This is a genomic window from Nonomuraea aurantiaca, assembly GCF_020215705.1.
GTDB classification, from domain to species: Bacteria; Actinomycetota; Actinomycetes; order Streptosporangiales; family Streptosporangiaceae; genus Nonomuraea; species Nonomuraea aurantiaca.
Genome location: NZ_JAIWNB010000003.1, coordinates 38,784 through 64,065, shown reverse-complemented (window position 1 = coordinate 64,065; position 25,282 = coordinate 38,784). Strand labels below are relative to the sequence as shown.

At 70.3% G+C, this 25,282-nt stretch carries 23 protein-coding genes; 13 read left to right on the top strand and 10 right to left on the bottom strand.

The features are described 5' to 3' along the window. The first annotated feature begins 65 nt into the window (after window positions 1-65). From LDL49_RS09860 to LDL49_RS09830, 7 genes are read left to right on the top strand one after another with little or no spacing between them, the layout of a single operon-like run. Entirely contained in the window at window positions 66-1,673 is a 1,608-nt protein-coding gene (locus LDL49_RS09860; protein ID WP_225290657.1) for an ABC transporter substrate-binding protein, read from the top strand. After that, entirely contained in the window at window positions 1,673-2,632 is a 960-nt protein-coding gene (locus tag LDL49_RS09855; RefSeq protein WP_225290656.1) for an ABC transporter permease, read from the top strand. Before LDL49_RS09860 ends, LDL49_RS09855 begins: the two co-directional genes overlap by 1 nt. Continuing rightward, a complete protein-coding gene (locus tag LDL49_RS09850) occupies window positions 2,625-3,500 on the top strand; it encodes an ABC transporter permease (protein ID WP_225290655.1) in 876 nt (291 codons plus the stop codon). The genes LDL49_RS09855 and LDL49_RS09850 overlap by 8 nt, the downstream gene beginning before the upstream one ends. Continuing rightward, complete coding sequence (locus tag LDL49_RS09845; protein ID WP_225290654.1) at window positions 3,497-4,465, top strand: ABC transporter ATP-binding protein; 969 nt, start codon at window positions 3,497-3,499, stop codon at window positions 4,463-4,465. The genes LDL49_RS09850 and LDL49_RS09845 overlap by 4 nt, the downstream gene beginning before the upstream one ends. Beyond that, entirely contained in the window at window positions 4,462-5,430 is a 969-nt protein-coding gene (locus LDL49_RS09840; protein WP_225290653.1) for an ABC transporter ATP-binding protein, read from the top strand. Before LDL49_RS09845 ends, LDL49_RS09840 begins: the two co-directional genes overlap by 4 nt. Beyond that, the gene (locus LDL49_RS09835) at window positions 5,427-7,238 is read left to right on the top strand and encodes a gamma-glutamyltransferase family protein (RefSeq protein ID WP_225290652.1); all 1,812 of its coding nucleotides are present in this window, start codon (window positions 5,427-5,429) and stop codon (window positions 7,236-7,238) included. Before LDL49_RS09840 ends, LDL49_RS09835 begins: the two co-directional genes overlap by 4 nt. Continuing rightward, window positions 7,235-7,984, top strand: a complete 750-nt coding sequence (locus LDL49_RS09830; protein WP_225290651.1) for a sulfite exporter TauE/SafE family protein — start codon at window positions 7,235-7,237, stop codon at window positions 7,982-7,984. The genes LDL49_RS09835 and LDL49_RS09830 overlap by 4 nt, the downstream gene beginning before the upstream one ends. 4 nt (window positions 7,985-7,988) lie before the next feature. Here the strand turns inward: LDL49_RS09830 and LDL49_RS09825 are convergent, their stop codons facing one another. Genes LDL49_RS09825 through LDL49_RS09815 form a run of 3 tightly spaced genes read right to left on the bottom strand, consistent with a single transcriptional unit; the run spans window position 7,989 to window position 10,915 of the window. Further along, window positions 7,989-9,074 carry a carboxylate-amine ligase gene (locus tag LDL49_RS09825; RefSeq protein WP_225290650.1) on the bottom strand — a complete coding sequence of 362 codons (1,086 nt, stop codon included), beginning with the start codon at window positions 9,072-9,074 and terminating at the stop codon, window positions 7,989-7,991. A 23-nt stretch (window positions 9,075-9,097) separates the two neighbouring features. Beyond that, window positions 9,098-9,757, bottom strand: coding sequence for a M15 family metallopeptidase (locus tag LDL49_RS09820; protein ID WP_225290649.1), 660 nt, complete (start codon window positions 9,755-9,757; stop codon window positions 9,098-9,100). 12 nt (window positions 9,758-9,769) lie between these two features. Next, the gene (locus tag LDL49_RS09815) at window positions 9,770-10,915 is read right to left on the bottom strand and encodes an ROK family transcriptional regulator (protein ID WP_225290648.1); all 1,146 of its coding nucleotides are present in this window, start codon (window positions 10,913-10,915) and stop codon (window positions 9,770-9,772) included. 138 nt (window positions 10,916-11,053) lie between these two features. On the opposite strand from LDL49_RS09815, the gene LDL49_RS09810 reads away from it, so the two are divergent. The 4 genes from LDL49_RS09810 to LDL49_RS09795 all read left to right on the top strand — a co-directional run bounded on the left by LDL49_RS09810 (window position 11,054) and on the right by LDL49_RS09795 (window position 15,784). After that, on the top strand, window positions 11,054-12,385 hold the full coding sequence (locus LDL49_RS09810) for an extracellular solute-binding protein (protein WP_225290647.1): 1,332 nt from the start codon (window positions 11,054-11,056) through the stop codon (window positions 12,383-12,385). 4 nt (window positions 12,386-12,389) lie between these two features. Next, window positions 12,390-13,397 carry a carbohydrate ABC transporter permease gene (locus LDL49_RS09805; protein ID WP_225290646.1) on the top strand — a complete coding sequence of 336 codons (1,008 nt, stop codon included), beginning with the start codon at window positions 12,390-12,392 and terminating at the stop codon, window positions 13,395-13,397. Next, window positions 13,394-14,245: a carbohydrate ABC transporter permease gene (locus LDL49_RS09800; RefSeq protein WP_225290645.1), complete on the top strand. Its 852-nt coding sequence runs from the start codon at window positions 13,394-13,396 to the stop codon at window positions 14,243-14,245. Before LDL49_RS09805 ends, LDL49_RS09800 begins: the two co-directional genes overlap by 4 nt. A gap of 99 nt (window positions 14,246-14,344) precedes the next feature. After that, window positions 14,345-15,784 carry a glycoside hydrolase family 3 protein gene (locus tag LDL49_RS09795; RefSeq protein ID WP_225290644.1) on the top strand — a complete coding sequence of 480 codons (1,440 nt, stop codon included), beginning with the start codon at window positions 14,345-14,347 and terminating at the stop codon, window positions 15,782-15,784. 73 nt (window positions 15,785-15,857) lie between these two features. Here LDL49_RS09795 and LDL49_RS09790 read toward each other — a convergent pair whose 3' ends face one another. Then, the gene (locus LDL49_RS09790) at window positions 15,858-17,039 is read right to left on the bottom strand and encodes an ROK family transcriptional regulator (RefSeq protein ID WP_225290643.1); all 1,182 of its coding nucleotides are present in this window, start codon (window positions 17,037-17,039) and stop codon (window positions 15,858-15,860) included. Window positions 17,040-17,274: 235 nt separating this feature from the next. Here LDL49_RS09790 and LDL49_RS09785 point away from each other — a divergent pair, with 235 nt between their 5' ends. After that, window positions 17,275-17,724, top strand: a complete 450-nt coding sequence (locus tag LDL49_RS09785) for an RrF2 family transcriptional regulator (RefSeq protein ID WP_214638527.1) — start codon at window positions 17,275-17,277, stop codon at window positions 17,722-17,724. 211 nt (window positions 17,725-17,935) lie between these two features. Beyond that, window positions 17,936-18,715, top strand: coding sequence for a DNA-formamidopyrimidine glycosylase family protein (locus LDL49_RS09780; RefSeq protein ID WP_225290642.1), 780 nt, complete (start codon window positions 17,936-17,938; stop codon window positions 18,713-18,715). On the opposite strand, the gene LDL49_RS09775 is transcribed toward LDL49_RS09780, so the two are convergent. The 6 genes from LDL49_RS09775 to LDL49_RS09750 form a co-directional block, all read right to left on the bottom strand. Then, window positions 18,712-19,068 (bottom strand): helix-turn-helix domain-containing protein, encoded by a 357-nt coding sequence (locus tag LDL49_RS09775; protein WP_225290641.1) that lies wholly within the window; start codon window positions 19,066-19,068, stop codon window positions 18,712-18,714. The genes LDL49_RS09780 and LDL49_RS09775 overlap by 4 nt on opposite strands. Before the next feature lie 331 nt (window positions 19,069-19,399). After that, window positions 19,400-19,891 (bottom strand): CinA family protein, encoded by a 492-nt coding sequence (locus LDL49_RS09770; protein WP_225290640.1) that lies wholly within the window; start codon window positions 19,889-19,891, stop codon window positions 19,400-19,402. A gap of 2 nt (window positions 19,892-19,893) precedes the next feature. After that, window positions 19,894-20,466 carry a CDP-diacylglycerol--glycerol-3-phosphate 3-phosphatidyltransferase gene (gene pgsA, locus LDL49_RS09765; RefSeq protein ID WP_225290639.1) on the bottom strand — a complete coding sequence of 191 codons (573 nt, stop codon included), beginning with the start codon at window positions 20,464-20,466 and terminating at the stop codon, window positions 19,894-19,896. Continuing rightward, window positions 20,463-21,872: a 30S ribosomal protein S12 methylthiotransferase RimO gene (rimO, locus tag LDL49_RS09760; RefSeq protein WP_225290638.1), complete on the bottom strand. Its 1,410-nt coding sequence runs from the start codon at window positions 21,870-21,872 to the stop codon at window positions 20,463-20,465. The genes pgsA and rimO overlap by 4 nt, the downstream gene beginning before the upstream one ends. A gap of 46 nt (window positions 21,873-21,918) precedes the next feature. Next, window positions 21,919-22,683 carry a helix-turn-helix domain-containing protein gene (locus LDL49_RS09755; RefSeq protein WP_225290637.1) on the bottom strand — a complete coding sequence of 255 codons (765 nt, stop codon included), beginning with the start codon at window positions 22,681-22,683 and terminating at the stop codon, window positions 21,919-21,921. Between the two features lie 78 nt (window positions 22,684-22,761). Further along, window positions 22,762-25,269, bottom strand: a complete 2,508-nt coding sequence (locus LDL49_RS09750; protein ID WP_225290636.1) for a DNA translocase FtsK — start codon at window positions 25,267-25,269, stop codon at window positions 22,762-22,764. Window positions 25,270-25,282 lie beyond the last annotated feature (13 nt).

Here is a 25,282-nt window from a genome sequence, read left to right as displayed (position 1 = left end):
CGAAACACCGCTGAAATCTCGGTTCTTGTATACAGTCTCCTAAAGTTCGTTCCCCCGGAGGCACCATGAGACCCAGGCTGGTCTTGACGCTCGCCGTACTCCCTATAGCCCTGACGGCTTGCGGTGGAGGCGGTTCGAGCGGCACCCCCGTCGCCCCGTCAGTGGCCGACGCCTCGTCCGACAGCCGCGCCGTCAAGAGCGGTGGCACCCTGAACATCGCGCTCAACGCCGACCCCGACGCGCTGGACCCGAGCGTGTCCACCACGCTGGTGGGCCGCGAGGTGTTCGCGAGCATGTGCGAGAAGCTCTTCGACATCGACGCGAAGGCCGCGCTGGTCCCGCAGCTCGCGACCGCCCTGCCCGAGGTCTCGGCCGACGGCAGGGAAGTGACGATCAAGCTGCGCGAGGGCGTGAAGTTCAACGACGGCACCGCCTTCGACGCGGAGGCGGTCAAGAAGTCGCTGGATCGCCACCGTACCTGGGAGAAGTCGGCCCGCCAGGCCGACCTGGCCGCCGTGTCGAAGGTGAGCGTGGTCGATCCGGCCACCGTCAAGCTCACGCTGGCGCGCGCGTTCACGCCGCTGACGGCGCAGCTCGCCGACCGCGCCGGGATGATCATGTCGCCCAAGGCGCTGGAGGCGGCGGGCGACAACTTCGGCGCCAGCCCGGTGTGCGTCGGGCCGTTCAAGTTCGCCAGTCGCACCTCCGGCAGCCAGATCGTGCTGGACAAGGCGTCCGACTACTACGACGCCGCCAAGGTGAAGCTCGACAAGCTCGTATACAAAATCATCGTCGACCCGAACGTACGGGCCGCGAACCTGAAGTCCGGCGACGTCCAGGTGGCCGACCAGCTGGCCACGACCACGGTCAAGGGCGTGCAGGCCGACCCGAACCTCACCGTCGTGTCCGGCGGCGGCCTCGGCTACTACGGCCTCACGATCAACACCGGCAACGCCAACGGCTCCACCGAGAAGCCGGGCACGGTCGACACCCCGCTGGCCAAGAGCCCGCAGCTGCGGGAGGCGTTCGAGCTGGCGCTGGACCGCGACCAGATCAACAAGACCGTCTACAACGGCCTGTACGAGGCCGACTGCTTCCCGCTGCCCGCCGACAGCCCCTACCGCTCGCCCGCGCTCCAGTGCGCCAAGCGCGACCTGGCCAAGGCCAAGCAGCTGGTGCAGGCGTCCGGTGTGCCGACGCCGATCCCGGTCACGCTGACCACGCCCAACGACGCCACCAACCAGCGCCTGGCGCAGGTCATCCAGCAGATGACCAAGGAGGCGGGCTTCACCGTCACGGTGCAGACGGCCGAGTTCGTCAGCACGCTGGAGCAGGGCAAGGCCGGCAAGTTCGACACCGTGCTCAACGGCTGGTCGGGCCGGGTGGACCCGGACGGCAACCTGTCGAACCTGATCACCAGCCGGGGCAGTAACAACTACAGCGGCATGTCCGACCCCGGCATCGACGACCCGATCAAGGAGGCCGCGGCGGTCACGGAGCCGGCCCAGCGCGCCGAGCTGTACGCCAAGGCGTTGCAGCGGGCGGCCGAGGTGCGCGGCGTGGTGTACCTGTACCACAACAAGTACTACCTGGGCATGAACAAGACCGTCGCCGGTGTCCAGTACTTCAAGGATGGCCTGCCCCGCTTCGTCACCGCTGGGTTCGCCGCCTGATGGTCTGGTTCATCCTCCGCAGAGCGGGCTCGGCGGTGATCGTGCTGTTCCTGGCCAGCATCCTGATCTTCCTCGGGATCAGGGCGCTGCCCGGGGACCCGGCCGTGGTGATGGCCGGCGAGGAGGCCTCGCCCGCCATGGTCGAGGCGATCCGCCACGAGTTCGGCCTGGACAAGCCCCTGCTGGCCCAGTACGTCGACTACGTCGGCCAGACCCTGTCCGGCAACCTCGGCCGCTCCACCCAGGACCAGCTGCCGGTGGCCGACATCCTGGCCGAGCGGCTGCCGGTGACGCTGGAGCTGTCGGCGCTGGCCCTGCTGGTGGCGATCGTCGTGGGCCTGGGCGCGGGCATCGTGGCCGCGATGAAGCGGGGCCGGCTGCCCGACTACGTGGCCACCGGCTTCGGCCTGGCGGGGCTGTCCGTGCCGCACTTCTGGCTGGGGCTGCTCGGCATCCTGCTGTTCGCGGTGACGCTGCGCTGGCTGCCCGCCTCCGGGTACGTCCCGTTCACCCAGGACCCCGGCCAGAACCTGCAGCGCATGATCCTTCCGGCCCTGGTGCTCGGCACCGGGTTCGCGGCGATCCTGATGCGGCAGACGCGCTCGGCCATGCTGGGCGCGCTGTCGGCCGACTATGTACGGACCGCCCGGTCCAAGGGCCTGTCGGAGGCCAAGGTGGTGGGCGCGCACGCGCTGCGCAACAGCCTCACGACCGTGGTGACCGTCCTGGGCCTGCAGCTCGGCGCGCTGATCAGCGGCGCGGTGGTGACGGAGCAGATCTTCGTCATCCCCGGTTTCGGCAAGCTGACCGTGGACGCCGTGCTCACCCGCAACTACCCCGTCATCCAGGCCGTGGTGCTGATCACGGTCATCGGGTACGTGCTGGTCAACCTCCTGGTCGACATCGCGTACGCCTTCCTCAACCCCCGCATCCGGCTGTCGGGAGGCGGGCATGGCTGACGCGCTCGCCGTACCGGTGACGACGGGCCGGGCCGATCGCCGCCGCAGGCTGTGGCGGCGCTTCAGGCGGCGCCCGATGCCGATGGCGGGGCTGGTGCTCGTCGCCGGGTTCCTGCTGCTGGCGCTGCTCGGACCGCTGCTGACCGGCGATCCGTCGGCGCAGGACTACACCGCCACGCTCGCCCCGCCCTCGGGTGCGCACCCGCTCGGCACCGACGACCTGGGCCGCGACGCCCTGGCCAGGATCGCGCACGGGGCGCAGGTCTCGCTACAGGCCGGCGTGCTTTCCACGCTGCTGGCCATGGTGATCGGCATCCCGATCGGGCTGGTGGCCGGGTTCTACCGGCGCTGGCTGGACCCGGTCGTGATGCGGCTGGTCGACGTGACGCTGGCCTTCCCGTTCCTGGTGTTCGCGGTGGGGCTGGCGGCGATCATCGGCCCCTCGCTGAAGGGTGTGGTGCTGGCGCTCGGCTTCTCCCAGCTGCCGGCGGTCATCCGGATCACCCGCGGCGAGGTGCTGGCGATCAGGGAGATGGACTACGTGGCCGCGGCCATCGCCGACGGCGCGACCGACCGCCACATCCTGCTCCGCTACGTGCTGCCGAACTGCTCCAGCCCGCTCATCGTGCAGGCCACGGTGGCGATCCCGGCGGCGATCATCGGTGAGTCGACCCTGTCGTTCCTCGGCCTGGGGGTCCAGCCGCCGACGCCGTCGTGGGGCGTGATGCTCACCACCGCCCAGCAGTACCTGGACGTCGCCCCGTGGCTGGCGATCTGGCCGGGACTGATGATCGCGCTGGCCACGCTCGGCTTCAACCTGCTGGGCGACGGGCTGCGTGACGTTCTCGACCCGAGGAGCGGCCGATGAGCCTACTCGAGATCACCGACCTGACCGTGGACTTCGACACCGAGGACGGCCTGGTGCAGGCGGTCAGAGGCATCTCGCTCGAACTGGGCGAGGGCGAGATCCTGGCGCTGTGCGGCGAGTCGGGCTGTGGCAAGTCGGTCACCGCGATGTCCGTGCCGAGGCTGCTGCCGCCGGACACGACCCGGCTGTCGGGCTCGGTCAAGCTCGACGGCCGCGAGCTGACCACGCTGCCCGAGTCGCGGATGCGGCAGATCAGGGGCAAGGACGTGTCGGTCGTCTTCCAGGAGCCGATGACCTCGCTCAACCCGTCGTTCACGGTCGGCTACCAGATCACCGAGGTGCTGCGCCGGCACGAGGGACTCTCCCGCAGGGCCGCGCGGGACCGCGCGGTGGAGCTGCTCGAACTGGTCGGCATCCCGCTGCCCGCCCGCCGGATCAAGGAGTACCCGCACCAGCTCTCGGGCGGCATGCGCCAGCGGGTGATGATCGCGATCGCGGTGGCCTGCTCGCCCCGGGTGCTGATCGCCGACGAGCCCACGACCGCGCTGGACGTGACGATCCAGGCCGGCGTGCTCGACGTGTTCCGCGACCTGCGCGACCGGCTCGGCACCGCGGTCATCCTGATCACCCATGACCTGGGCGTGGTCGCCGACATCGCCGACCGGGCCGTGGTCATGTACGCGGGCCGGGCCGTCGAGCAGGCGCCCGTCACGGAGCTGTTCGCGCGGCCGCGCCATCCGTACACGCTCGGCCTGATGAACGCCCTGCCGTCGGCCGCCGTGAACGGCCGGCTCGCCGAGATCCCCGGCATGGTGCCCTCGCCGCTGACGGACCCCGACGAGTGCGCCTTTCAGGCGCGCTGCACCCGCGCGCAGGACGACTGCCGCCGCAAAAGACCGCAGCTCGAGCCCCAGCAGCCGGACGATCATCTGGCGGCCTGCTTCCACCCGGGAGGGCAGTCGTGATCCTGGAGATCGACAATCTGGTCAAGCACTACGGCCAGGTACGCGCAGTGGACGGCCTGTCGCTGAGCATCGGCCAGGGCGAGGTGCTCGGCCTGGTCGGCGAGTCTGGCAGCGGCAAGTCGACCGTCGGCAAGTGCGTGCTGCGGCTGACCGAGCCCACCTCGGGCGGCATCCGGCTCGACGGCCGGGACATCACCCACCTGTCGCGCCGGGCCATGCGCCCGCTGCGCAGGGACGTCCACATGGTCTTCCAGGACCCCTACTCCTCGCTCAACCCGCGCTTCACGATCGAGCAGATCGTCGGCGAGCCGCTGCTGCACCACGGGATCGCGAGCCGCCGCGAGGCGGGCGGGCGGGTCGCCGCCATGCTGGAGCAGGTCGGGCTGCGCCCGGAGATGAGGTCGCGCTTCCCGCACGAGCTGTCCGGCGGGCAGCGGCAGCGGGTGGGGCTGGCCCGCGCGCTGATCCTGGAGCCCAAGCTGGTGGTGGCCGACGAGCCGGTGTCCGCGCTGGACGTGTCGGTGCAGGCGTCGGTGCTCAACCTGATCACCGACCTGCAGCGGGAGATGGGCTTCTCCTGCCTGTTCATCACCCATGACCTGTCGGTGGTGGAGTTCCTGGCCGACCGGGTCGCGGTGATGTACCTGGGCAAGATCGTGGAGTCCGGGCCGACGGCCCAGATCTTCGCCGAACCCCGCCACCCCTACACCCAGGCGCTGCTGTCGGCGGCGCCGGTGGCCGACCCGGTCAGGCAGCGCGAGCGGCGCCGGATCGTGCTGGGCGGCGACGTGCCGAGCCCGGTCGATCCGCCCGCCGGCTGCCGCTTCCACACCCGGTGCCCGCTGGCGTACGACGCCTGCCGGACGAGCGAGCCGGCACTGACAGACCCCCGTACGAGCGGCCACCCGGTCGCCTGTCACCTGGTCACGGCGGATCACGTACCCGACGCAGCCGTCAATCGATGAAGGGACGCAGTTTGTTCACCACCAGGCCCGAGCTGACCGGAGACTTCGGCATGGTGGCCAGCACGCACTGGCTGGCCTCCGCTACCGGCATGAGCGTGCTCGAACGCGGCGGCAACGCCTTCGACGCGGCCGTCGCCGCCGGGTTCGTCCTTCAGGTGGCGGAGCCGCACCTGAACGGGCCCGCCGGCGAGGTGCCCATCCTGCTGTGGAGCCAGGACGAGGAGCAGGTGTCGGTCGTGTGCGGGCAGGGCGTCGCCCCCGCCGCCGCCACGATCGACCGGTTCACCGGCCTGGGGCTCGACGTGGTGCCCGGCACCGGGCTGCTGGCGGCCACCGTGCCCGGGGCGTTCGGCGGCTGGATGCTCATGCTGGAGCGCTGGGGCACCTGGACGCTGGCCGACGTGCTCGAACCCGCCATCCACTACGCCACCCACGGCGTCCCGGTGCTCGACCGGATCGCCGCCACGGTCTCGTCGGTCGAGCGCCTCTTCCTCGAGGACTGGCCGACGTCCGCCGCGACCTGGCTGCCGCAGGGGAAGGTACCAGGAGCCAAGCTGACCAATCCCGTGCTCGCCGCCACCTACCGCCGGCTCGTCTCTGAGGCGCGGGCCGCGTCGAGCACCCGCGAGGGGCAGATCGCGGCCGCCCGCGACGCCTGGTACCAGGGGTTCGTCGCCGAGGCGATCGCCCGGTTCAGCGCCGAGACCGCCTGGCGCGACAGCTCGGGCGAGGTCCACGGCGGCCTGCTCACCGGCGACGACCTGGCGGGCTGGTCGGCGTCGGTCGAGGAGCCGGTCACCTTCGACTACCACGGGCACACAGTCTGCAAGACGGGCCCGTGGGGGCAGGGGCCGGTCTTCCTGCAGCAGCTCGCCCTGCTGTCGGGGTTCGACCTGGACGGGATGGGGCAGCTCAGCGCCGACTACGTGCACACGGTGATCGAGAGCGCCAAGCTCGCCTTCGCCGATCGCGAAGCCTGGTACGGCGACACCGAAGTACCGATGGCCGACCTGCTCGATGACGAGTACAGCGCCAAGCGGCGCGCGATCATCGGCGTCGAGGCCAGCATGGAGCTGCGGCCGGGCGCGCCCGGCGGGCGCACGCCTCGGCTGCGGGTGTTCCCGGGTGCCGGCACGGGCAGCACCGCGCCGGGCATCTCGGGCGTACGGTCCGGTGTGGGCGAGCCCACGGTCGGCTCCGACGGCTCCACCCGTGGCGACACCTGTCACGTGGACGTCGTGGACCGGCACGGCAACATGGTCTCCGCCACGCCGAGCGGCGGCTGGCTGCAGAGCTCGCCCACCATTCCCGAGCTGGGCTTCTGCCTCGGCACCCGGGCGCAGATGTTCTGGCTGCAGGAGGGGCTGCCCGCCTCGCTGCGACCGGGCACGCGCCCGCGCACCACGCTGTCGCCGTCGTTCGCGCTGCGCGACGGCAAGCCGTGGCTGGCGTTCGGCACGCCCGGCGGCGACCAGCAGGACCAGTGGAGCCTGAATTTCTTCCTCTCCCTCGTCCACGGCTCCCTCGCCAACGGCGGGCTCAACCTGCAGCAGGCCGTCGACGCCCCCATGTTCCACTCCGAGCACTTCCCCAGCTCGTTCTTCCCGCGCGGCTCCCGGCCGGGCGTCATGCACATCGAGAACCGGGTGGACCCGGCGGTCGTCGCCGAGCTACGGCGACGTGGCCACCAGGTGGAGGTGCAGGGGCCGTGGTCGCTCGGCCGGCTCAGCGCCGTCGCCCGTGACGGCGGCTTCCTGAAGGCCGCCGCCAACCCGCGCGGCGCCCAGGGCTACGCGGCCGGCCGATGATCGAGCTGTCCGAGCTGGCCTTCCTGGCCGGGGCGGGACTGCTGGCCGGGGCGGTCAACGCCCTGGCCGGCGGGGGCACGCTGATCTCCTTCCCGGCGCTGCTGACGCTCGGCTATCCGAGCATCACCGCCTCGGTGACGAACGCGGTGGCGCTGTGGCCCGGCTACCTGGGCGGCGTCCTGGGCTACCGGGCCGAGCTGCGCGGGCAGCGGCGCCGGGCCACCGTGCTCTCGGCCACCACCGTGCTCGGCGCGATCGCGGGCAGCTCGCTGCTGCTGCTCACACCGGGGCGGCTGTTCGACTCGCTGGTGCCGTGGCTGGTGGCCTTCGCCAGCCTGGCGCTGCTGGCCCAGCCGTGGCTGCGCGGGCGCTTCGAGGGTGACGGGCGGCAGGGCACCAGCGGGCTGGTCCACGTCGGGGTGTTCCTGGGCGGCTGCTACGGCGCCTACTTCAACGGCGGCATGGGGGTGCTGCTGCTGGCGGTGCTCGGGCTGTTCCTCCATGACGACCTGCATCGGGTCAACGCCGTGCGGGCCACCCTGTCACTGGTGATCAGCACGGTGTCGGTGGTGGCGTTCTCGCTGTTCGGGCCCGTGCGGTGGGAGGCGGTGGCGGTGGTCGCGCCGGCGAGCCTGGCGGGTGGCTTCCTCGGCACCCGTCTGGCCCGGCTCATGCCGCCCGCGGTGCTGCGCGGCGTGGTGGTCGTCTTCGGGCTCGGCGTGGCAACCGTGCTCGCCCTGCGCTGACCGGTCAGGCGACAGTGGCTTCGATCAGGTCGTCCACGACCGCCGCCAGGTGCCCGGTGCGGGCGTGCGCCCTGCGCTGCCGCTCCGCTCCGGAACCCCTGCCGAGCAGCCGGTCCAGCCCTTCTTCGACCAACGGCAGGTCACCGGCCTCGGCCGTGGCGTCCCGTACGTGATCCAGGAGACGGCCCGCCATCACCCGCGCCGGCACCAGCGCACCCTCGCGTACGTCGAGACTGTGGCCGCCCAGGCCGTCGCGGGCCGCTCGCCAGTAGGCGGCCCGTACGACCTCCGACGGGATCGGCAGGCCGCGGTCACCGCGCGCCACGGCGGCCAGCGCGGTCACGACCAGACCGCGGATCAACCCGATGATGGTGAGGCTGTCGCTGACGTCCAGCGGCACGTCGGCGACGCGCACCTCGACGGTCGGCAGCGAGGGTGACGGGCGCGCGTCCCAGTACACCGTCTTGGGGTCCATCAGCGCGCCCGACTGCGACAGCGCGCGCAGCGCCAGCTCGTAGTCGGCGTACGACGGGAAGTACGGCGGTGCGCCCGAGACCGGCCAGCGGCCCCAGCTGATCACCCGCCAGGACGCGTAGCCGGTGTCGCGCCCCACGAAGAAGGGCGAGTTCGCGGCCAGCGCGATCAGCGTGGGCAGCCACGGGCGCAGATGGTTGCCGACGTAGACGGCCTGTTCTTCGTCAGGGACGTCCACGTGCACGTGCAGGGCGCAGATGGTGAGCTCGTCCTGCAGCGCGCGGTAGAGGATCCGGCCCTGCTCGTAACGGACGTCGTCGGTGAGCGGAATCGGCACGACGTCACCGAGGACGGGAATGCCGCTGGCGACCACGGCCAGCCCGCACGAGCGGGCCGCCTGGGACACCTCCTTGCGCGCGGCCCTCAGCCGCGTGCCTAACTCACCGAGGTCGGCCGAAGGAGCGGTACGGGCCTCGACCTGGAAACGGGTGATCTCGTGAACGACGTCTAGGACGTCCGTCGCGGCGGCCAACACCTCTGCCGCCCGGGGAGCCACGTGGCGCGACCAGGGATCGACGATGAGGTACTCCTCCTCGATCCCGATAAGAGGAGTCACATCCCTTTTATGCCCCTTTTCCGCTAGGCAAAGCGGTGTGGGCCATAGAGTGCGTACGGTCTTCCCTCGGCCAGTGCCCAATACCGGTCGCCGAAGGACCAGTGCCACCACTCCGTCGGGTAGTTGACCAGGCCGACAGGCTCCAGGGCGTCAGCGAGGATCTTGCGATGGGCGCGGGCGTCGGCCGAGATGTTCGTGGCCTCCATGTAGCAGGCGCCGTCGCTCTCCTCCGGGTTGTCGTTGACCTGGGTGCCCATGTCGTACTCCGTGCCGTCGGGCGCGCTGAGCGTCAGGTCGACGGCGGCTCCGGCGGTGTGCGGGGCCACCTCGACTGGCGACACATACCGACTTGCCGCGATATATGCCTCGTCAGGCGACATGTCGGGGAAGGCGGCGCGCAGCCCGTCGCGGTACTCCTCGAAGATGCGGCGCTGCGTGTCGATCGGCCGATAGCCCTCGACGACCAGCAAATGGAAGCCGTCGGGCAGCCGCCGCTCGGCCCGCTCCAGCCGCGCCAGCAGCCCGGACCGCAGGTGCGCGTAGGCACCCGCGTGGTCGGCCATCCGCTCGTCCACGCGCAGGCGGCCGCGTACGTCCGCCAGTTCCTCGCCGTTGTCGCGCACCGGGATCGCGGCGACGCGGGGATCAGAGATCAACACGATGTCGCTCGTGGGCTGCCACATAGGCAGAAATTCTCACACAGTGTCGGAGAAAACCTGATCTCGGGCCTGCGCCAAAGCCGCGACCAGGGCGCCGCGCAGCACCGGATTGCCCGCCACCCCGGTCGTGACGACCTTGGGCCGGGTCGGGCAGACCCGGGCGACGGCCTCCTCGACCTTGGCGGCCAGGCGTTCGCCGCCCGCCCGCCCGACGTCGCCGCTGAGCACGATCAGGCCCGGGTCGAGCACGACCGTCACGGCCGCCGCTCCCACCGCCAGGCGGGCCGCCACCTCGTCCAGGTACCCGTCGCAGCCGTTGCGTACCTGGTCGGGGACCGTGGTGCCGAGCACGCCGTGCGCGGTGGCGAGCCCGCTCAGCGCGTCGTGCCCGACCAGCCGCTGGAAGGAGCCCGAGGTCGGCTGCGACACGTCGACGGGCAGCGGCTCGCCCGGCACGGGCAGCCAGCCGATCTCACCCGCCGTCCCGGTGATGCCCCGGTGCAGCCGGCCACCGAGCATGACGCCCAGCCCCTGGCCGACACCCGCCCAGATGACCACGAAATCGTCGTATCCGGCGGCGGCGCCGTAGCGGTGCTCGGCCAGCGCGACCAGGTTCACGTCGTTCTCGATGATCACCGGGACGCCCAGCGTCTGGCGCAGGCTGGCCAGCACGCCGACGTGCCAGGCCGGCAGGTCGTAGGAGAAGCGCACGTCGCCGCTGCCCGGATCGACCACGCCTCTGGTGCCGATCACGAAGGCGCGCAGCTGTGACAGGCTGACGCGAGCCGAGGCGCAGGCCCGCTGGACGGCGGAGTGCACGGCCTTGACCGGATCCCCGTCCGCCGGGTTGACGGTGACCTCGACCACGATCTGTCCTGTGATGTCCGCCACACCCACGGTGAGGCTGTCGGGCAGCACTTCGAGCCCGGCGACGTACGCGCTGGACGGGTTCACCGCGTACAGGGCCGCGTGCGGACCCCTGCCGCCCGCCCGCTCCCCCGCCACCCGGACCAGCCCCCGCTCCTCCAGCCGGGCGAGCAGCTGACCTGCGGTCACCTTGGACAAGCCGGTCCGCTCACCGAGCTCCGCACGGGTCAGCGGCCCGTCCTCCAGGAGGAGTTCGAGTGCCGTGCGGTCGTTCAACCGGCGGAGCAGCCGAGGGGTCCCCGGGCTTCGGCTCATCGACGCGCTCCCTCTCGTCACGAATGGCTAACGGGCGTTTTTTTTAAGAAAGTTTCTTGTTAGTTTAGCAGCAGTCGTTCGGACATGCAGATCAGCCTGGTGCGGACCGCAAGCGAGCACCCGGGAAGGGAGAACCCTGTGAGGATCGCGCAGATCACCGCCACTACGGTCACCACGGCCGCTCTGGCCCTGGGCCTGGCCGCCTGTGGTTCCGGCGGGACGCCCGCGGCTTCGCCGAGTGCGGCGGCCTCCGCCCCCGCGTCCGGCCCCAAGTACGCGGGCAAGGAGCTGACCTTCTGGCGACTGGGCGACAGCAACCCCGCCGCACAGAAGTACACCGACGAGCTGGTCGCCGCCTTCGAGCAGCAGACCGGCGCCAAGGTGAAGGTGGAGTGGATCCCGTGGCCGCAGGTGAACGACAAGTTCACCGCCGCGGCGGCCGGTGGCACCGGCCCCGACGTCACCGAGATCGGCAACGACCAGGTGCCGCTGTGGCAGAGCCAGGAGGCCCTCGAACCCGTCACCGACATCGTCGCCTCGGGCGACCAGGCGCAGATCCCGAAGAACCTGATGGGCCTGGAGACGATCGACGGTGAGACCTACGCCGTGCCGTGGGGCGGCGGCAGCCGGGCGGTCCTGTACCGGGCCGACTGGTTCAAGGAGCTCAAGCTCGAGGTCCCGAAGACCTGGGACGACCTGGTCGCCGCGGCCAAGAAGATCCAGTCCAAGAAGGGCAAGGACGTCGACGGGTTCGCCTTCAACGGCGGCTCCGACGCCAACCACCTGCTGGGCGCCCTCGCCTGGACCGCCGGCGGCGACTACGCCGTCAAGGAGGGCGACAAGTGGGTCGGCAAGCTGACCGACCCCGCCTTCAAGTCCGGCTTCGCCCAGTACACCGGCCTGGTCACCGACGGCCTGTCCAGCAAGTCGCGGCTCACCCAGAACACCACGGACATCCGCACCCGCTTCGCCAACAACAAGGTGGGCATGTACCTCACCGCGTCGTGGGACCTGCCGGGCATCGCCGAGGACAGCAAGGGCAAGCTCAAGGGCGACAAGCTGGCCTTCTTCCCGCTCCCGTCCAAGGACGGCGGCGAGGCGCAGTCCTTCCTCGGCGGCAACGACATCGCCGTGTGGGGTGGCGCCAAGGAGAAGGACGCGGCCAAGGAGTTCGTGAAGCTGGCCTCCGGCAAGGAGTGGGGCGACAAGTACGCCAAGGACGGCGGCCTGCTCCCCGTCTACCCGGACGCCCTGGCCGCGCTGGCCAGCGACCCGGCCCAGGCGCCGTTCGCCGCCGCCTTCGCCAAGGCCAAGGCCTTCCCGGCCAGCCCGCACTGGACCGAGGCCAACGAGACCAAGGCGGTGCTGCAGAACGCGGCCCGCACGGTGATCGAGGGCAAGTCGTCGGCCGACGACGCGCTGGCCAAGGCCAACAAGGAGCTCGAAGACATCCTCAACGCCGCCTCCTAGCCCTATGACGAACACCTCGACGCTCGCCAGGGGTGGCGGCCAGTCCGCCACCCCGCGGCGGCCCGACTCCCACCGCCCGGCCCGGGCCAGCGGCCTGCCCACCTGGTCGGTGCCGTACGTGCTGCTGATCCCCGGCCTGCTGGTGATCGGGGCACTCCTGCTCTACCCGCTGTTCCAGGTCGGGATCATCGCCTTCCAGAAGGTGGGCCTGGTCCAGATCAGCGGCAAGAAGCCCGCCACCTGGGTCGGCTGGGACAACTTCACCCGCATCTTCGACAACGAGATCTTCTGGTCCTCACTGCGCAACACGCTCGTCTTCGCCGTCGTCACGGTGTCGCTGACGCTGATCGTCGGCACGGCGGTGGGCGTCCTGCTCAACAAGCTCGGCAGAAAGATGTCCACGTTCGTGGTGGTCGGCATCATGTTCGCGTGGGCCGTGCCGCCGGTGGCGCAGGGAATCATCTGGAAGTGGCTGTTCGACGCGGAGGCCGGGGTCATCAACTGGGCACTCAACCTGCTGCCCGACTGGCTGTCGAGCCTGCTCTTCGGCCGGACCGACTGGACCGGCCAGCCCTGGCTCAACGACGCGTGGTCCATCTACATGGTGCTGATCATCTGCGTCGTCTGGGCGAGCTTCCCGTTCGTGGCCGTGTCGGTGCTGGCGGGGCTCAAGGGCATCCCGGCCGAGCTGTACGAGGCCGCGCGGGTGGACGGGTCGTCGGCATGGCGGACGTTCAGGAAGATCACCTTTCCGCTGCTCAAGCCGGTCTTCGCGGTGCTGACCGTACTGTCGATCATCTGGGACTTCAAGGTCTTCGCCCAGCTCTACGTGCTCATGGGCGGGCCGTCGAACCGTGAGGCGTTCAACCTGTCGATCTACTCCTATGCCGAGGCGTTCCGGCCGCCGCCCAAGATGGGCTCCGGCGCGGCGATCGCCCTGGTGCTGACCGCGATCCTGCTCGTCGTCACCGCGGTGTACGTCAGGCAGCTCATCAAGCAGGAGGAGATGTGACCCCGCTCGCCCGCAAACGGCTCGGCAAGATCACGCTGAACGCGGCCGGGCTGCTGGTGTTCCTGATCGCGATCTTCCCGGTGTACTGGATGGCCTCGACCTCGTTCAAGGCCAACGACCAGATCTTCACCACCGACTTCATCCCGTTCCCCACCCATTTCACCTTCGAGCACGTCGACCGGGTGCTGAGCGAGGGCGTGGCCGGGCACTCGATCTGGCTCTACATGCGCAACAGCGCGATCGTGGCGGTGGGCACCGTGCTCATCGGGGCGGTCTTCTCCCTGCTGGCGGCGACCGCGGTGGCCCGCTTCCGGTTCAAGGGGCGCAACACGTTCCTGATCCTGCTGCTGATCGTGCAGATGATCCCCTCCGAGGCGCTGCTCATCCCGCTGTTCCTGAGCGTCAAGCGGCTCGGCCTGTACGACCAGCTGGCCGGCCTGATCGTCGTCAATGTGGGGCTCACGCTGCCCTTCGGCATCTGGATGCTGCGCACGTTCGTCGCCGCCGTGCCCAAGTCGCTGGAGGAGGCGGCCTGGATCGACGGCGCGGGGCGGATGACCACGTTCTGGAAGGTGCTCTTCCCCCTGGTCGCGCCGGGACTGGTGGCCACCAGCATCTTCTCGTTCATCACCGCGTGGAACGAGCTGATCTTCGCGCTGGTCCTGATGAGCGGCTCGGAGGGCTACACGATGCCGGTCGCCATGCAGTACTTCTTCGGGCAGAAGGGCACCGACTGGGGCGCCATCATGGCCAGCTCCACGATGATGACCATCCCGGTCGTCGTCTTCTTCCTGCTGGTTCAGCGCCGCATGGTCTCCGGTCTGGTGGCCGGGGCCGTCAAGGGCTGACCCATCCACGGTTCTTCGTGCGGCCTCGCCGCGCCCTGACCGTGCCTGAAACTCCAATGCCTGAACTTGAATGCCTGAACGTCCCATTGATGAGGAGCTATGAGTCAGAGTGATCGGGGGCTGCGCCGTCTCGCGGCCGGCACGCTGCTCGTCGCCTTCCAGGGCACCACGGCGCCCGGCTGGGTGCTGCGCGAGCTCGAGAACGGCCTGGGTGGTGTCACCCTCTTCGGCTTCAACGTCGCCGACCCGGACCGGTTGCGGTCACTGACCGCGTCCCTGCGCGCGGCCGGCGAGCCCGTCATCTCGCTGGACGAGGAGGGCGGCGACGTCACCCGCCTGGCCTACCACGTCGGCAGCCCGTACCCGGGCAACGCGGCGCTGGGCGCGGTGGACGACACCGAGCTCACGCACCGGGTCTACCGGGCGATCGGCTCGGAGCTGGCCGCCTGCGGCATCAACCTGGACATGGCGCCCGATGCCGACGTCAACACCGAGGCCGACAACCCGGTGATCGGCACCAGATCGTTCGGCGACGACCCCGAGCTGGTGGCCAGGCACACGGTGGCCGCCGTCCAGGGCCTGCAGTCGGTGAACGTGGCCGCCTGCGTCAAGCACTTCCCCGGCCACGGCGCCACCCGGGTCGACTCGCACGTGTCCGTGCCCGTCGTGGACGTCACGCTCGACGTGCTGCGCGCCCGCGAGCTGGTGCCGTTCCGGGCGGCGATCGGCGCGGGGACCAAGTCGATCATGACAGCGCACGTGGCGGTGCCCACGCTGACCGGCCCGACGCCGGCGACGCTGTCGCCCGCCGCGCTCACCGAACTGCTCAGGGGCGAGCTCGGGTACGACGGCGCGGTCATCAGCGACGCGATGGACATGCACGCGATCACCAAGAGCGTCGGCCTGGCCGGTGGCGCCGTGCTGTCGCTGGCCGCGGGCTCCGATCTGCTCTGCCTGGGCCCGCTGCCTTCCTACGACGACGTGCGGCACATCATCGACGAGATCGTCACGGCCGTACGGGAGGGGCGGCTGCCCGCGGCCCGGCTGGAGGAGGCCGCGGCCCGGCTGGCGGCACTGCGCGAGTGGTTCGGCTCGCCCGCTTCGCCCGCGGCCGAGCAGAACGGGGTCGGCCTGCACGCCGCCAGGCGCGCGGTGCGGCTCACGGGCGTGACAAGACCGCTGGTCGAGCCGCTGGTGATCGAGGTGGACACACCGCCGACGATCGCCGTCGGGGACGTGCCCTGGGGCGTGGGGCCGTGGCTGCCCCAGGCCGAGATCATCCGGGTGAAGCCGGCCGACGCGGACGTGCCGGTGCTGCTGGCGAAGGCCACGCACCGGTCGCTGGTCCTGGTGATCAAGGACGCGCACCGCAATGAGGCCAGCCGCGAGCTGGTCTCCGCCCTGGTGGCGGCCCGGCCCGACGCGACGGTGATCGAGATGGGGCTGCCGGTCTGGCGGCCGGACAGCGCGGCCTACATCGCGACGTACGGCGCGGCCCGGGCGAACGCCCAGGCGGCCGTGGAACTGCTCACCGTCTGAGCCGGACTGCTCACCGTCTCAGCCGGGCAGATCGTGGCCCGAGCCCGACCCCTCGTGGCCCGGGCCGGACCGGTCACGGCTTGAGGAGGGCCTCGCGGGCCTGGTCCAGGGCCGCGAGGACGGCGCCGCGCAGCACCGGGTTCTTGTCGGTGACCGTGGTGGTGACGACCTGGGGGCGTACGGGGCAGATGCGCGCCACGGCCTCCTCCACCCGGGCCGTCAGCGCGGTGCCACCGGCCTGGCCCACCTCGCCCGCCAGCACGACCAGGCCCGGATCGAGGATCACGCAGACCGAGGCCACACCGAGCGCGAGCCGGTGCGCGATCTCGTCCAGAAAGGGCTCGCCCTCGGCTCCGGCCGCCACGGCGACCTTCACGCACTGCCCGGCGCTCTCCGCCGTGAACCCGTAGCTCCCCGCCAGCTCGCCCACGGCCTCGGCGCTGACGAGCGACTGCAGACCGCCCGCGAGCGAGGGCAGGCGGCCCGGCTCGGTGCGGATGTCCTCGGGCAGGGGTACGCCGGGCACCGGCAGGTAGCCGATCTCGCCCGCGCTGCCCGAACGGCCCCGGTGCAGCTTGCCGCCGAGCATCACCGCGAGACCGAGGCCACGGGCGGACCAGAGCAGCACGAAGTCGTCGAGCCCCTGGGCGGCGCCGTCGGCGCGCTCGGCGATCGCGGCCAGGTTGACGTCGTTCTCGATCGTCACCTCGCGTTTGAGGTCACCGGCGAGCGCCTCGTGGATGCCCTCGTGCCAGCCCGGCAAGTCGAAGGAGAAGCGCACGTCGCCGCTGCGCGGATCGACCACGCCAGGGGTGCCGATGACCACGCCGCGCAGCCGGCCGATGCTGATCTTGGCGCTGCGGCAGGCCTTCATGATCGCGCCGTGCACCACCGAGACCGGGTCGTCGAGGTCGGTGGGGTCGACGGTGACCTCGGCGATCGTCCGGCCGTGGATGTCGGCGACGGCCGCGGAGATCAGCTCGGGCCCCACCTCGAGCCCGGCCACGTAGGCGCTGGAGGGGATGACGGAGTAGAGCGCCGCGTTGGGGCCGCGCCCGCCGGCCTGCGTGCCGACGACCTCGACCAGCCCGCGCTCCTCCAGCCTGGACAGCGTCTGCGAAGCGGTGACCTTGGACAACCCGGTCCGATCGCCGATCTGCCCCCGCGTCATCGGGCCCGTGGCCAGCAACAACTCCAGCGCGGCCCGGTCGTTGATCTCCCTGAGCAGTCTGGGCACACCAGGGCGTCGCTCCACGCTGAATCCCACCGTCAAATCGAAAAGGTTGTTGGAAGTTTAGCGTCCTGAACCTTGCTTATCACCGCAGGTGAACGCGAGGATGTCTCACGATCATCCCATCCGTCCTGCGGCGCCCCGACAACACACTGATCACGGTGTCCGCCCAGGCACCGCGCCTGCCACACCGGGATCGACCGCCCATTCTGGCGGCGGTGCGCATAACCAGTGTTGACCAGGAGGGATAATCGACAACATGCGCCTTTCCGCTCGTGTCGACTACGCCCTCCGTGCTGCCGCCGAACTCGCCGCGGCCGGCGCCGGCCCGACCACCGTGGGCGAGCTCGCCAAAGAGCAGGACATGCCCCCCAAATACCTGGAAAACATCCTGCTGCAGATGCGCCGGGCCGGGCTGGTCCGCGGCCAGCGGGGTCCGGAAGGCGGCTACGTCCTGGCCAGGGCCGCCGCGGAGATCTCCCTCGCCGACGTCATCAGGGCGGTGGACGGGCCACTGGCCAACGTACGAGGTGAGCGTCCGGAGCACGTGGGCTACCGGGGACCGGCGGAGTCGCTGCAGCAGGTGTGGATCGCCCTGCGGGCCACCGAACGCGCCATCCTGGAGGAGGTCACGCTGGACCAGGTGGCCAGCGGCGCACTCCCCGACCGCGTCCGCCAGCTCGCCGCCGACCCCGCCGCCTGGGACTGACCCCACCCGCCGGGCCAGCTCGCCGCCCTGGCAGACCACTCGCCGGGCCAACTCGCCGCCCTGAGACTGACCCCGCCCGCCGGGCCAACTCGTTCTCTGCGAGTCACTCCGTACAACGCGGCCAGCTCGCCGCCTGGGACCGACCCCGCGCGGCGGCTCAGCCGGGACGCCGTGCGACCGGCCGGTCGGCCCGGGTTCCTAGACTGGGGGCATGCCCGAAGGAGATGCCGTCTACCGCACGGCCGCACGGCTCCGCGGCGCGCTCGACGGCCGGGTCCTGACCCGTTCGGACTTTCGCGTCCCCCGGCACGCCACAGCCGACCTCAGCGGCCGGACGGTCCTGGAGAGCCTCTCACGCGGCAAGCACCTGCTGACCCGGGTCGAGGGCGGCCTGACCGTGCACACCCACCTGCGCATGGACGGCAGCTGGCGGGTGCTGCCCGCGGGCCGTCGCACCGCCCCCGGTGACCAGGTCCGGCTGGTGCTGGCCAACGAGCAGTGGCAGGCCGTGGGTGTGCGGCTGGGGGTGGTGGACCTGCTGAAGACCGCCGACGAGCATCGCGTCGTGGGGCATCTGGGGCCCGATCTGCTCGGCGACGACTGGGATCCGGCCGAGGCCGTGCGCCGTCTGCGCGAGGCGCCGGAACGGACGATCGGGGAGGCGCTGCTCGATCAGCGCAATCTTTCGGGAATCGGCACCATCTATCGCGCCGAGACACTCTTCCTGCGCGGCATCTGGCCATGGCGGAAGGTCGGCGACATCGAGGACCTGGACGCGCTCGTGACACTCGCCCAGCGGCTTCTGGCGGCGAACAGGACACACGCCGCCACAGTGACCACGGGCGACCGCAGACCGGCCGGCCAGACGTGGGTTTACGGCAGGGCAGGCCGACCCTGCCGCCGATGCGGTACGCGCATCAGTCGCGGGGAGATGGGAGCACAACCACAGGAACGCCTCATCCTGTGGTGTGGTGACTGCCAACCGCGTTAGGCGGCCACCATGTCCTTGACGTCGGGAAACACGGAGTCGGAGATCGACCCGGGCACCGTCTCGGGAAGGGGGATGCGCTCGTGCTCCGGCGCGTCGGCGAGCACAGGGGTGGCCTGGAGCTCCGCCAGCGCGAACTGGTCGGACACCTCACGCAACACCTGCGACAGCGGCACTCCGAGAGCGCCACAGATCGACGCCAGCAGCTCCGATGACGCCTCCTTCTGACCGCGCTCAACCTCGGACAAGTAGCCAAGCGAGACACGCGCCAGCGTGGACACCTCACGAAGAGTGCGTCCCTGCCGCACCCTCAACCGCCTCAGCACGTCGCCGAGCAGCTGACGCAGCAGAATCATCTGTCGCTCCCTCCCCGGCGTGGATGGCTTCACCACGCCCCGCGCGGTCGGATCGTGCCGTCCGGTCTTTTTCTTCGGCTCGTACATGCTCCTCGCCGTCATCATCGGACGTCTCCGTCCCTGCCCCGCCGCGCTTCCTTCATTGCGCAATGGCTCAGTGCGTGACAGCTCATTACGTGAAGGTTCGTTACGTGACTCGTTAGGCCCGCCTGCCGGGCGCTCGGTGCTTGCAGATGGCTCACGGACCTCACTCACAGCTCCACCGTACCCGTATCAACCGACACCGTGTGAGACCGTGCCTCGGATGTTCGCTGGGGACGTAACACGGTAATCACCCGGTATGTTCCCCATTGTTCCCCTTCAGCACACTTGCCAGTAGATCGATAGCCTCGTCCACCGTCTCTACCCTGATACGTTCGCGAGACCCCTCAAGCCTCAACTGTCTCCGCCAAATCTGATCGCCGGGTCCGCTGACGGCCACATGCACGGTGCCGACGGGCTTGCCGTCCTGTGGCTCCGGCCCCGCCACACCGGTCACGGCCAGGCCATATGTCGCCTCGCACAGCCGGGCGACCCCCGCCGCCATCGCCGCCGCCACCTCAGGATGCACGGCCCCTTCCCGGCGCAGCAGCTCGTCCGGCACCTCCAGGAGCCGGTGCTTCAGATCGGTGGCGTAGGAGATGACCCCGCCTCTGAACGACTTGGAGGCCCCCGAGACCGAGGTGAACGCCGCCCCGATGAGCCCGCCGGTCAGCGATTCGGCCACGGCGAGCGTGGCGGCCCGGCGTACGAGCAAGGAGAGAACCTCCGCGGCACCCACCATGATCACTCCCCGCGAGCCCGTCTGGCCACCTGTCGTAGCTTGATCGCGCGCACCACGTAGTCGACGCCTGTGGCCACCGTGACGACCAGGGCCGCGCCCATCACCACCCAGCGGATCGGGTCGGGCACGCCGGGCAGGATGTAGAGGACGATGGCCGCGATCTGCAGCACGGTCTTGACCTTGCCGCCGTAGCTGGCCGGGATGACCGCGTGCCGGAGCAGCACGAACCGCAGGGCGGTGATGCCCAGCTCGCGGCCCAGGACGGTGACCGTCACCCACCACGGCAGCTCGCCTAGGATCGACAGGGACACCAGGGCCGCGCCGGTCAGCGCCTTGTCGGCGATCGGGTCGGCGATCTTCCCGAAATCGGTGATCAGCCCGTAGCGCCTGGCCAGCTCGCCGTCCAGATGGTCGGTGAGCGAGGCCACGGCGAACACCGCCAGCGCGGCCAGGCGCCAGCCCATGCCGGGCAGCAGGAGACAGACGACGAAGAAGGGGACGAGCACCAACCGGAGGACCGTGAGGACGTTGGCGATGTTCCACGGGCTCACCACGCGGCGCTCGTCCTTGGTCATGGACCGGCCTTGATGCGCGCGATCAGGTCAACCCCCTCGGCGTCGACCACCACCGCGCGCACGATCTGACCGCGGACCAGGCCGATGCCCTGGACCGTGACGGACCCGTCGACCTCGGGACCCTGGTGGGCGGCCCGTCCCTCATAGCCGCCGTCACCCAGGTCGTCGTCGATGAGCACGTCGACCTCCGTGCCGATGCGCTCCTCCGCGCGCTGCGCGGTCAGCTCCTCGGCGAGCTCGGTCAGGACGCGCACGCGCTCGTCGATGACGTCCTGGTCGAGCTTGCCGGCGAAGCCGGCCGCCTCGGTGCCGTCCTCGTCGGAGTAGCCGAACACGCCGATCACGTCGAGCCTGGCCTGCTCCAGGAACCCGACCAGCTCGCCGAACTCCTCCTCGGTCTCACCGGGGAAGCCGACGATGAAGTTGGAGCGCACGCCCGCCTCGGGCGCGCCCTCACGGATGCTGTCCAGCAGTCCCAGGAAGCGCTCAGGGTCGCCGAAGCGGCGCATCCGGCGCAGGACGGTGCCACTGGCGTGCTGGAAGGACAGGTCGAAGTAGGGGGCGATGCCCTCGGTGCCGGCGAGCACGTCGATCAGCCCCGGGCGCAGCTCGGCCGGTTGCAGGTAGCTGGCCCGCACCCGCTCGATGCCCTCGACCGCCGCGAGCCGCGGCAGCAGCTTCTCCAGCGCCCTCAGGTCGCCCAGGTCCTTGCCGTAGGACGTCGAGTTCTCGCTGACGAGGACGAGCTCACGGACGCCCCGATGGCCCAGCCAGTCGGCCTCGGCCAGGAGCTCCTCAGGGTCGCGCGAGACGTAGGCGCCGCGGAAGGCCGGGATGGCGCAGAACGTGCAGCGCCGGTCGCAGCCGGAGGCCAGCTTGAGCGAGGCCACGGGGCTCTCGTCGAGCCGTTTGCGCAGCACGCGCGGCCCGCTCGCGGGCGCCAGCCCGTCGGGCAGGTCGCCGTGGCCGGGAATGGCGGTCGTGTGCGCGCTGGCACGATCCACCGGAGAGATGGGCAGCAGGGTGCGGCGGTCTCTTGGCGTGTGCGGCTTGAGCGGCCGGCCGGCGAGCACGTCGTCGAGTCGGCCGCCGATCTCGGTGTAGTCGTCGAAGGAGATGACGGCGCTGGCCTCGGGCAGAGCGTCGGCGAGCTCGTTGCCGTAGCGCTCGGCCATGCAGCCCGCGGCGACCACCTTGGCCCCGGAGTCGGCCGCGGCCAGCAGCGTGTCGATGGAGTCCTTCTTCGCCGAGTCGATGAAGCCACACGTGTTGACGACGACGACATCGGGGTCGTCGTCGCCCAGCTGCCAACCGGCAGCCTCGAGTCGCGCGGCCAGCTCCTCGGAGTCGACCTCGTTGCGCGCGCAGCCCAGAGTGATCAGCGATGCGGTTCGGCGGGATGACATGGTGAACACTACGGTATCGGCAGTTGGCCACCACCGGGCGCACGGGCTACCTAGGTTGTGCCTTGGAAGGCTTGAACGAGCGCGTCACCATCTCCCCCAGAGCCCCCGGATGACCCAGGTCCTTGCCGTCGACCTGCAACGACACGGCGCCCGCGTCGCCGATCAGAAGATGGACCTCGGTGTCGGACCGGTAGGTCTTGCTCTTGCCCGCCGGCAACGTGCCCGAGAACAGCTTGCGCCCCTTGTCGTCGCTGACGTTCAGGTATGACGGGCGCTTGGCCTTGACCTTGACGACGACGACGTCCTTGGCGGCCGCGTTGGACGCCTTCCCCTTGGCGTGCGACGGCTTGGGAGCGTGCTCGTTGATCGGGACGTTCGGCGGGATGAGGTGGGAGTCGGCGGTGCGCATCTCGTCCGACGTGCCGCCGCCGAGCACCCTGACCGCCCCGAAGACCATGGTGATGGCCAGGGCCACGCCCAGTGCCATCGTCCAGTTGAGACCGCGCCGCTCGTTGATCCTGATCTTGCGCTCGGCCTGGAACACGGCCGCGGCCCGGATGGGCGTGACCGCCCCGCTGTGTTCTTCGTCATAGAGGTGGACGGTCGCCACGGGATCGAGCCCGACGGCCTTGGCTACGGCCCTGACATGTCCCCTCGCATAGAAATCACCACCGCACTGCGAGAAGTCGTCACGCTCGATCGCGTAGATGATCGCCTCGCGAATGCGGGTGGTCTCGCTCAGTTGCGCGACCGTCAGCCCGGCTGACCGCCGGGCCGCCGCCAGCATGGCCCCTGTGCTCTGTTCCGGCATGGCTAGCGCCTTCCGTCCCACGACGTTCTGTAATGATTCACATTCAATCAGTAGTCGTCGGGCGAACGTGCATTGGGGTCATTCGCCACGCAAGTCAGCTAGCAAACCGGGCAGATCATCGGGCTTCACGATCACTTCGCGGGCCTTCGAACCCTCGCTGGGGCCGACCACGTTGCGGCTCTCCAGCAGGTCCATGAGCCGGCCCGCCTTGGCGAAGCCGACGCGGAGCTTGCGCTGCAGCATCGAGGTCGAGCCGAACTGCGTGGTCACGATCAGCTCGGCCGCCTGGACGAGCAGGTCGAGGTCGTCGCCGATGTCCCCGTCGATCTCCCGCTTGACCGGCGCCGCGGCGACGTCGTCGCGGTATTCGGCCTGCATCTGCGTCTTGCAGTGCGTGACGATCTCGGCGATCTCCTTCTCCGAGACGAACGCGTTCTGGATGCGGATGGGCTTGCTGGCGCCCATCGGCAGGAACAGCGCGTCACCCTGGCCGACCAGCTTGTCGGCGCCCGGCTGGTCGAGGATGACCCGCGAGTCGGTGAGACTCGACACGGCGAAGGCCAGCCGCGAGGGCACGTTCGCCTTGATCAGGCCGGTGACCACGTCGACGGAGGGCCGCTGCGTGGCGATGACCAGGTGGATGCCGGCCGCGCGGGCGAGCTGCGTGATGCGCACGATGGAGTCCTCGACGTCACGCGGGGCGACCATCATCAGGTCGGCCAGCTCGTCGACGATCACCAGGAGGTACGGGTAGGGCTGGTAGACCCGCTCGCTGCCCGGCGGCGGCTGCAGCTTGCCGGCCCGTACGGCCTTGTTGAACTCGTCGACGTGCCGGAACCCGCTGGCGGCCAGGTCGTCGTAGCGACGGTCCATCTCCCCCACCACCCATTCGAGGGCCTCCGCGGCCTTCTTCGGGTTGGTGATGATGGGCGTGATCAGGTGAGGGATGCCCTCATAGACCGACAGCTCCACCCGTTTGGGGTCGACCAGCACCATGCGTACCTCGTCGGGCGTGGCCCGCATCAGGATGGAGGTGATCAGGCCGTTGACGCAGACCGACTTGCCGGCGCCGGTGGCGCCCGCGATGAGCAGGTGGGGCATCTTGGCGAGGTTCGCCACGATCGTGCGGCCCTCGACGTCCTTGCCCAGTCCCACGATCATCGGATGGTGGTCGCTCTGCGCCACCTGGGACTTCAGCACGTCGCCCAGGGAGACCAGGTCCTTGTCCGCGTTCGGGATCTCCACCCCGATCGCCGACTTCCCCGGAATCGGCGACAAGATCCGAACATCTGCCGATTTAACGGCGTAAGCGATGTTCTTGGTGAGCGCCGTCACCTTCTCCACCTTGACCGCGGGGCCCAGCTCGATCTCGTAGCGGGTCACGGTCGGGCCGCGGGTGAACCCGATCACCTGCGCGTCGATGACGAACTGCTCAAGGACGCTGGTCAGCGCGTTGACGACGACGGTGTTGGCCTTGGTCTGCGGCTTGGGCGCGCTGCCCGGCTTGAGGAACTGCAGATCAGGCAGACTGTACGGCCCTGCCTGGGGCGAGAGCACCAGCTGCTCGACCTTGCGGGGCGCGGGAGTGGGCTCCGGCGGCTCGGCCTTCTTGACCGGCGCGGGAGGCGGCTCCTCCTCGTCCGTCAGCCCCGGCACGATCTCGGGCGAGTGCTCGGCCCGCTTGTCCTGCTCGGAGAGCACCGGCGTGTCGTACGGCTTGACGAGATCCGGCTTGTCGCCCGTCTCGCCCTTCTTGGTCCTGGGCCGCTTCCTGACGGGCGTCGCCTGCTCGGCGAGCGCGTGCCGTTCGAACAGCAGGTGCGTGAGCTCGGCCAGCCGCTCCGGGACGCGGTGGACGGGGGTCGCCGTGATGACCAGCACGCCGAAGCCCGAAAGGATCAGCAGCAGCGGGATCGTGATCCAGGCGGGCAGGATGCTCATCGGCGGCGCCGACACGATGAACCCGATGATGCCGCCCGCCTGCGACACCCGCTCCATGCCGTCGTTGGCGGTGCCGGCGGGGTAGGGCGTGTCGTTGGCGACGTGGATGACGCCGAGCACGCCGACGAGCAGCGCGCTCCACCCGATCACCATGCGCCCGGTGTCGGCGTTCTGGTCGGGGTGGCGCAGGTAGCGCCAGGCGAGCAGGCCGAGCAGCAGCGGCAGCGCCCACGCCAGCGACCCGAACACGCTGTGCACGGTGACGTTGACCACGCCGGAGACCGTGCTGTCTGCCTGGCGCCAGGTCATCGCGGCCAGCACGATGGCGCCGGCGAGCACGGACAGTCCCACCCCGTCGCGCCGGTGCGCCGGATCGAGGTCGCGCGCGTTCTTGCCGAGCGCCCGGGCGGTGCTGCCGATGCCGTTGGCGAGCAGCATCCAGAGCCCGACGATCAGCTTGCCGATCATCGTGAAGACCCACGTGATCGGGTCATGGTGGGTCAGGCCCGGCTTGCGGGCCGACCCGGCCCCCTTCGCCCTCGGCCGCCCGGTCGAGCTGGATGCGCGCTTGGCGGGGGTCGAGCGGGCGGAGGTCGACCGCTTCGCCGGCCCCTTCGATGCGCTTTTCGGCGTACGGGTGGCCATGATGCCAAAGGTA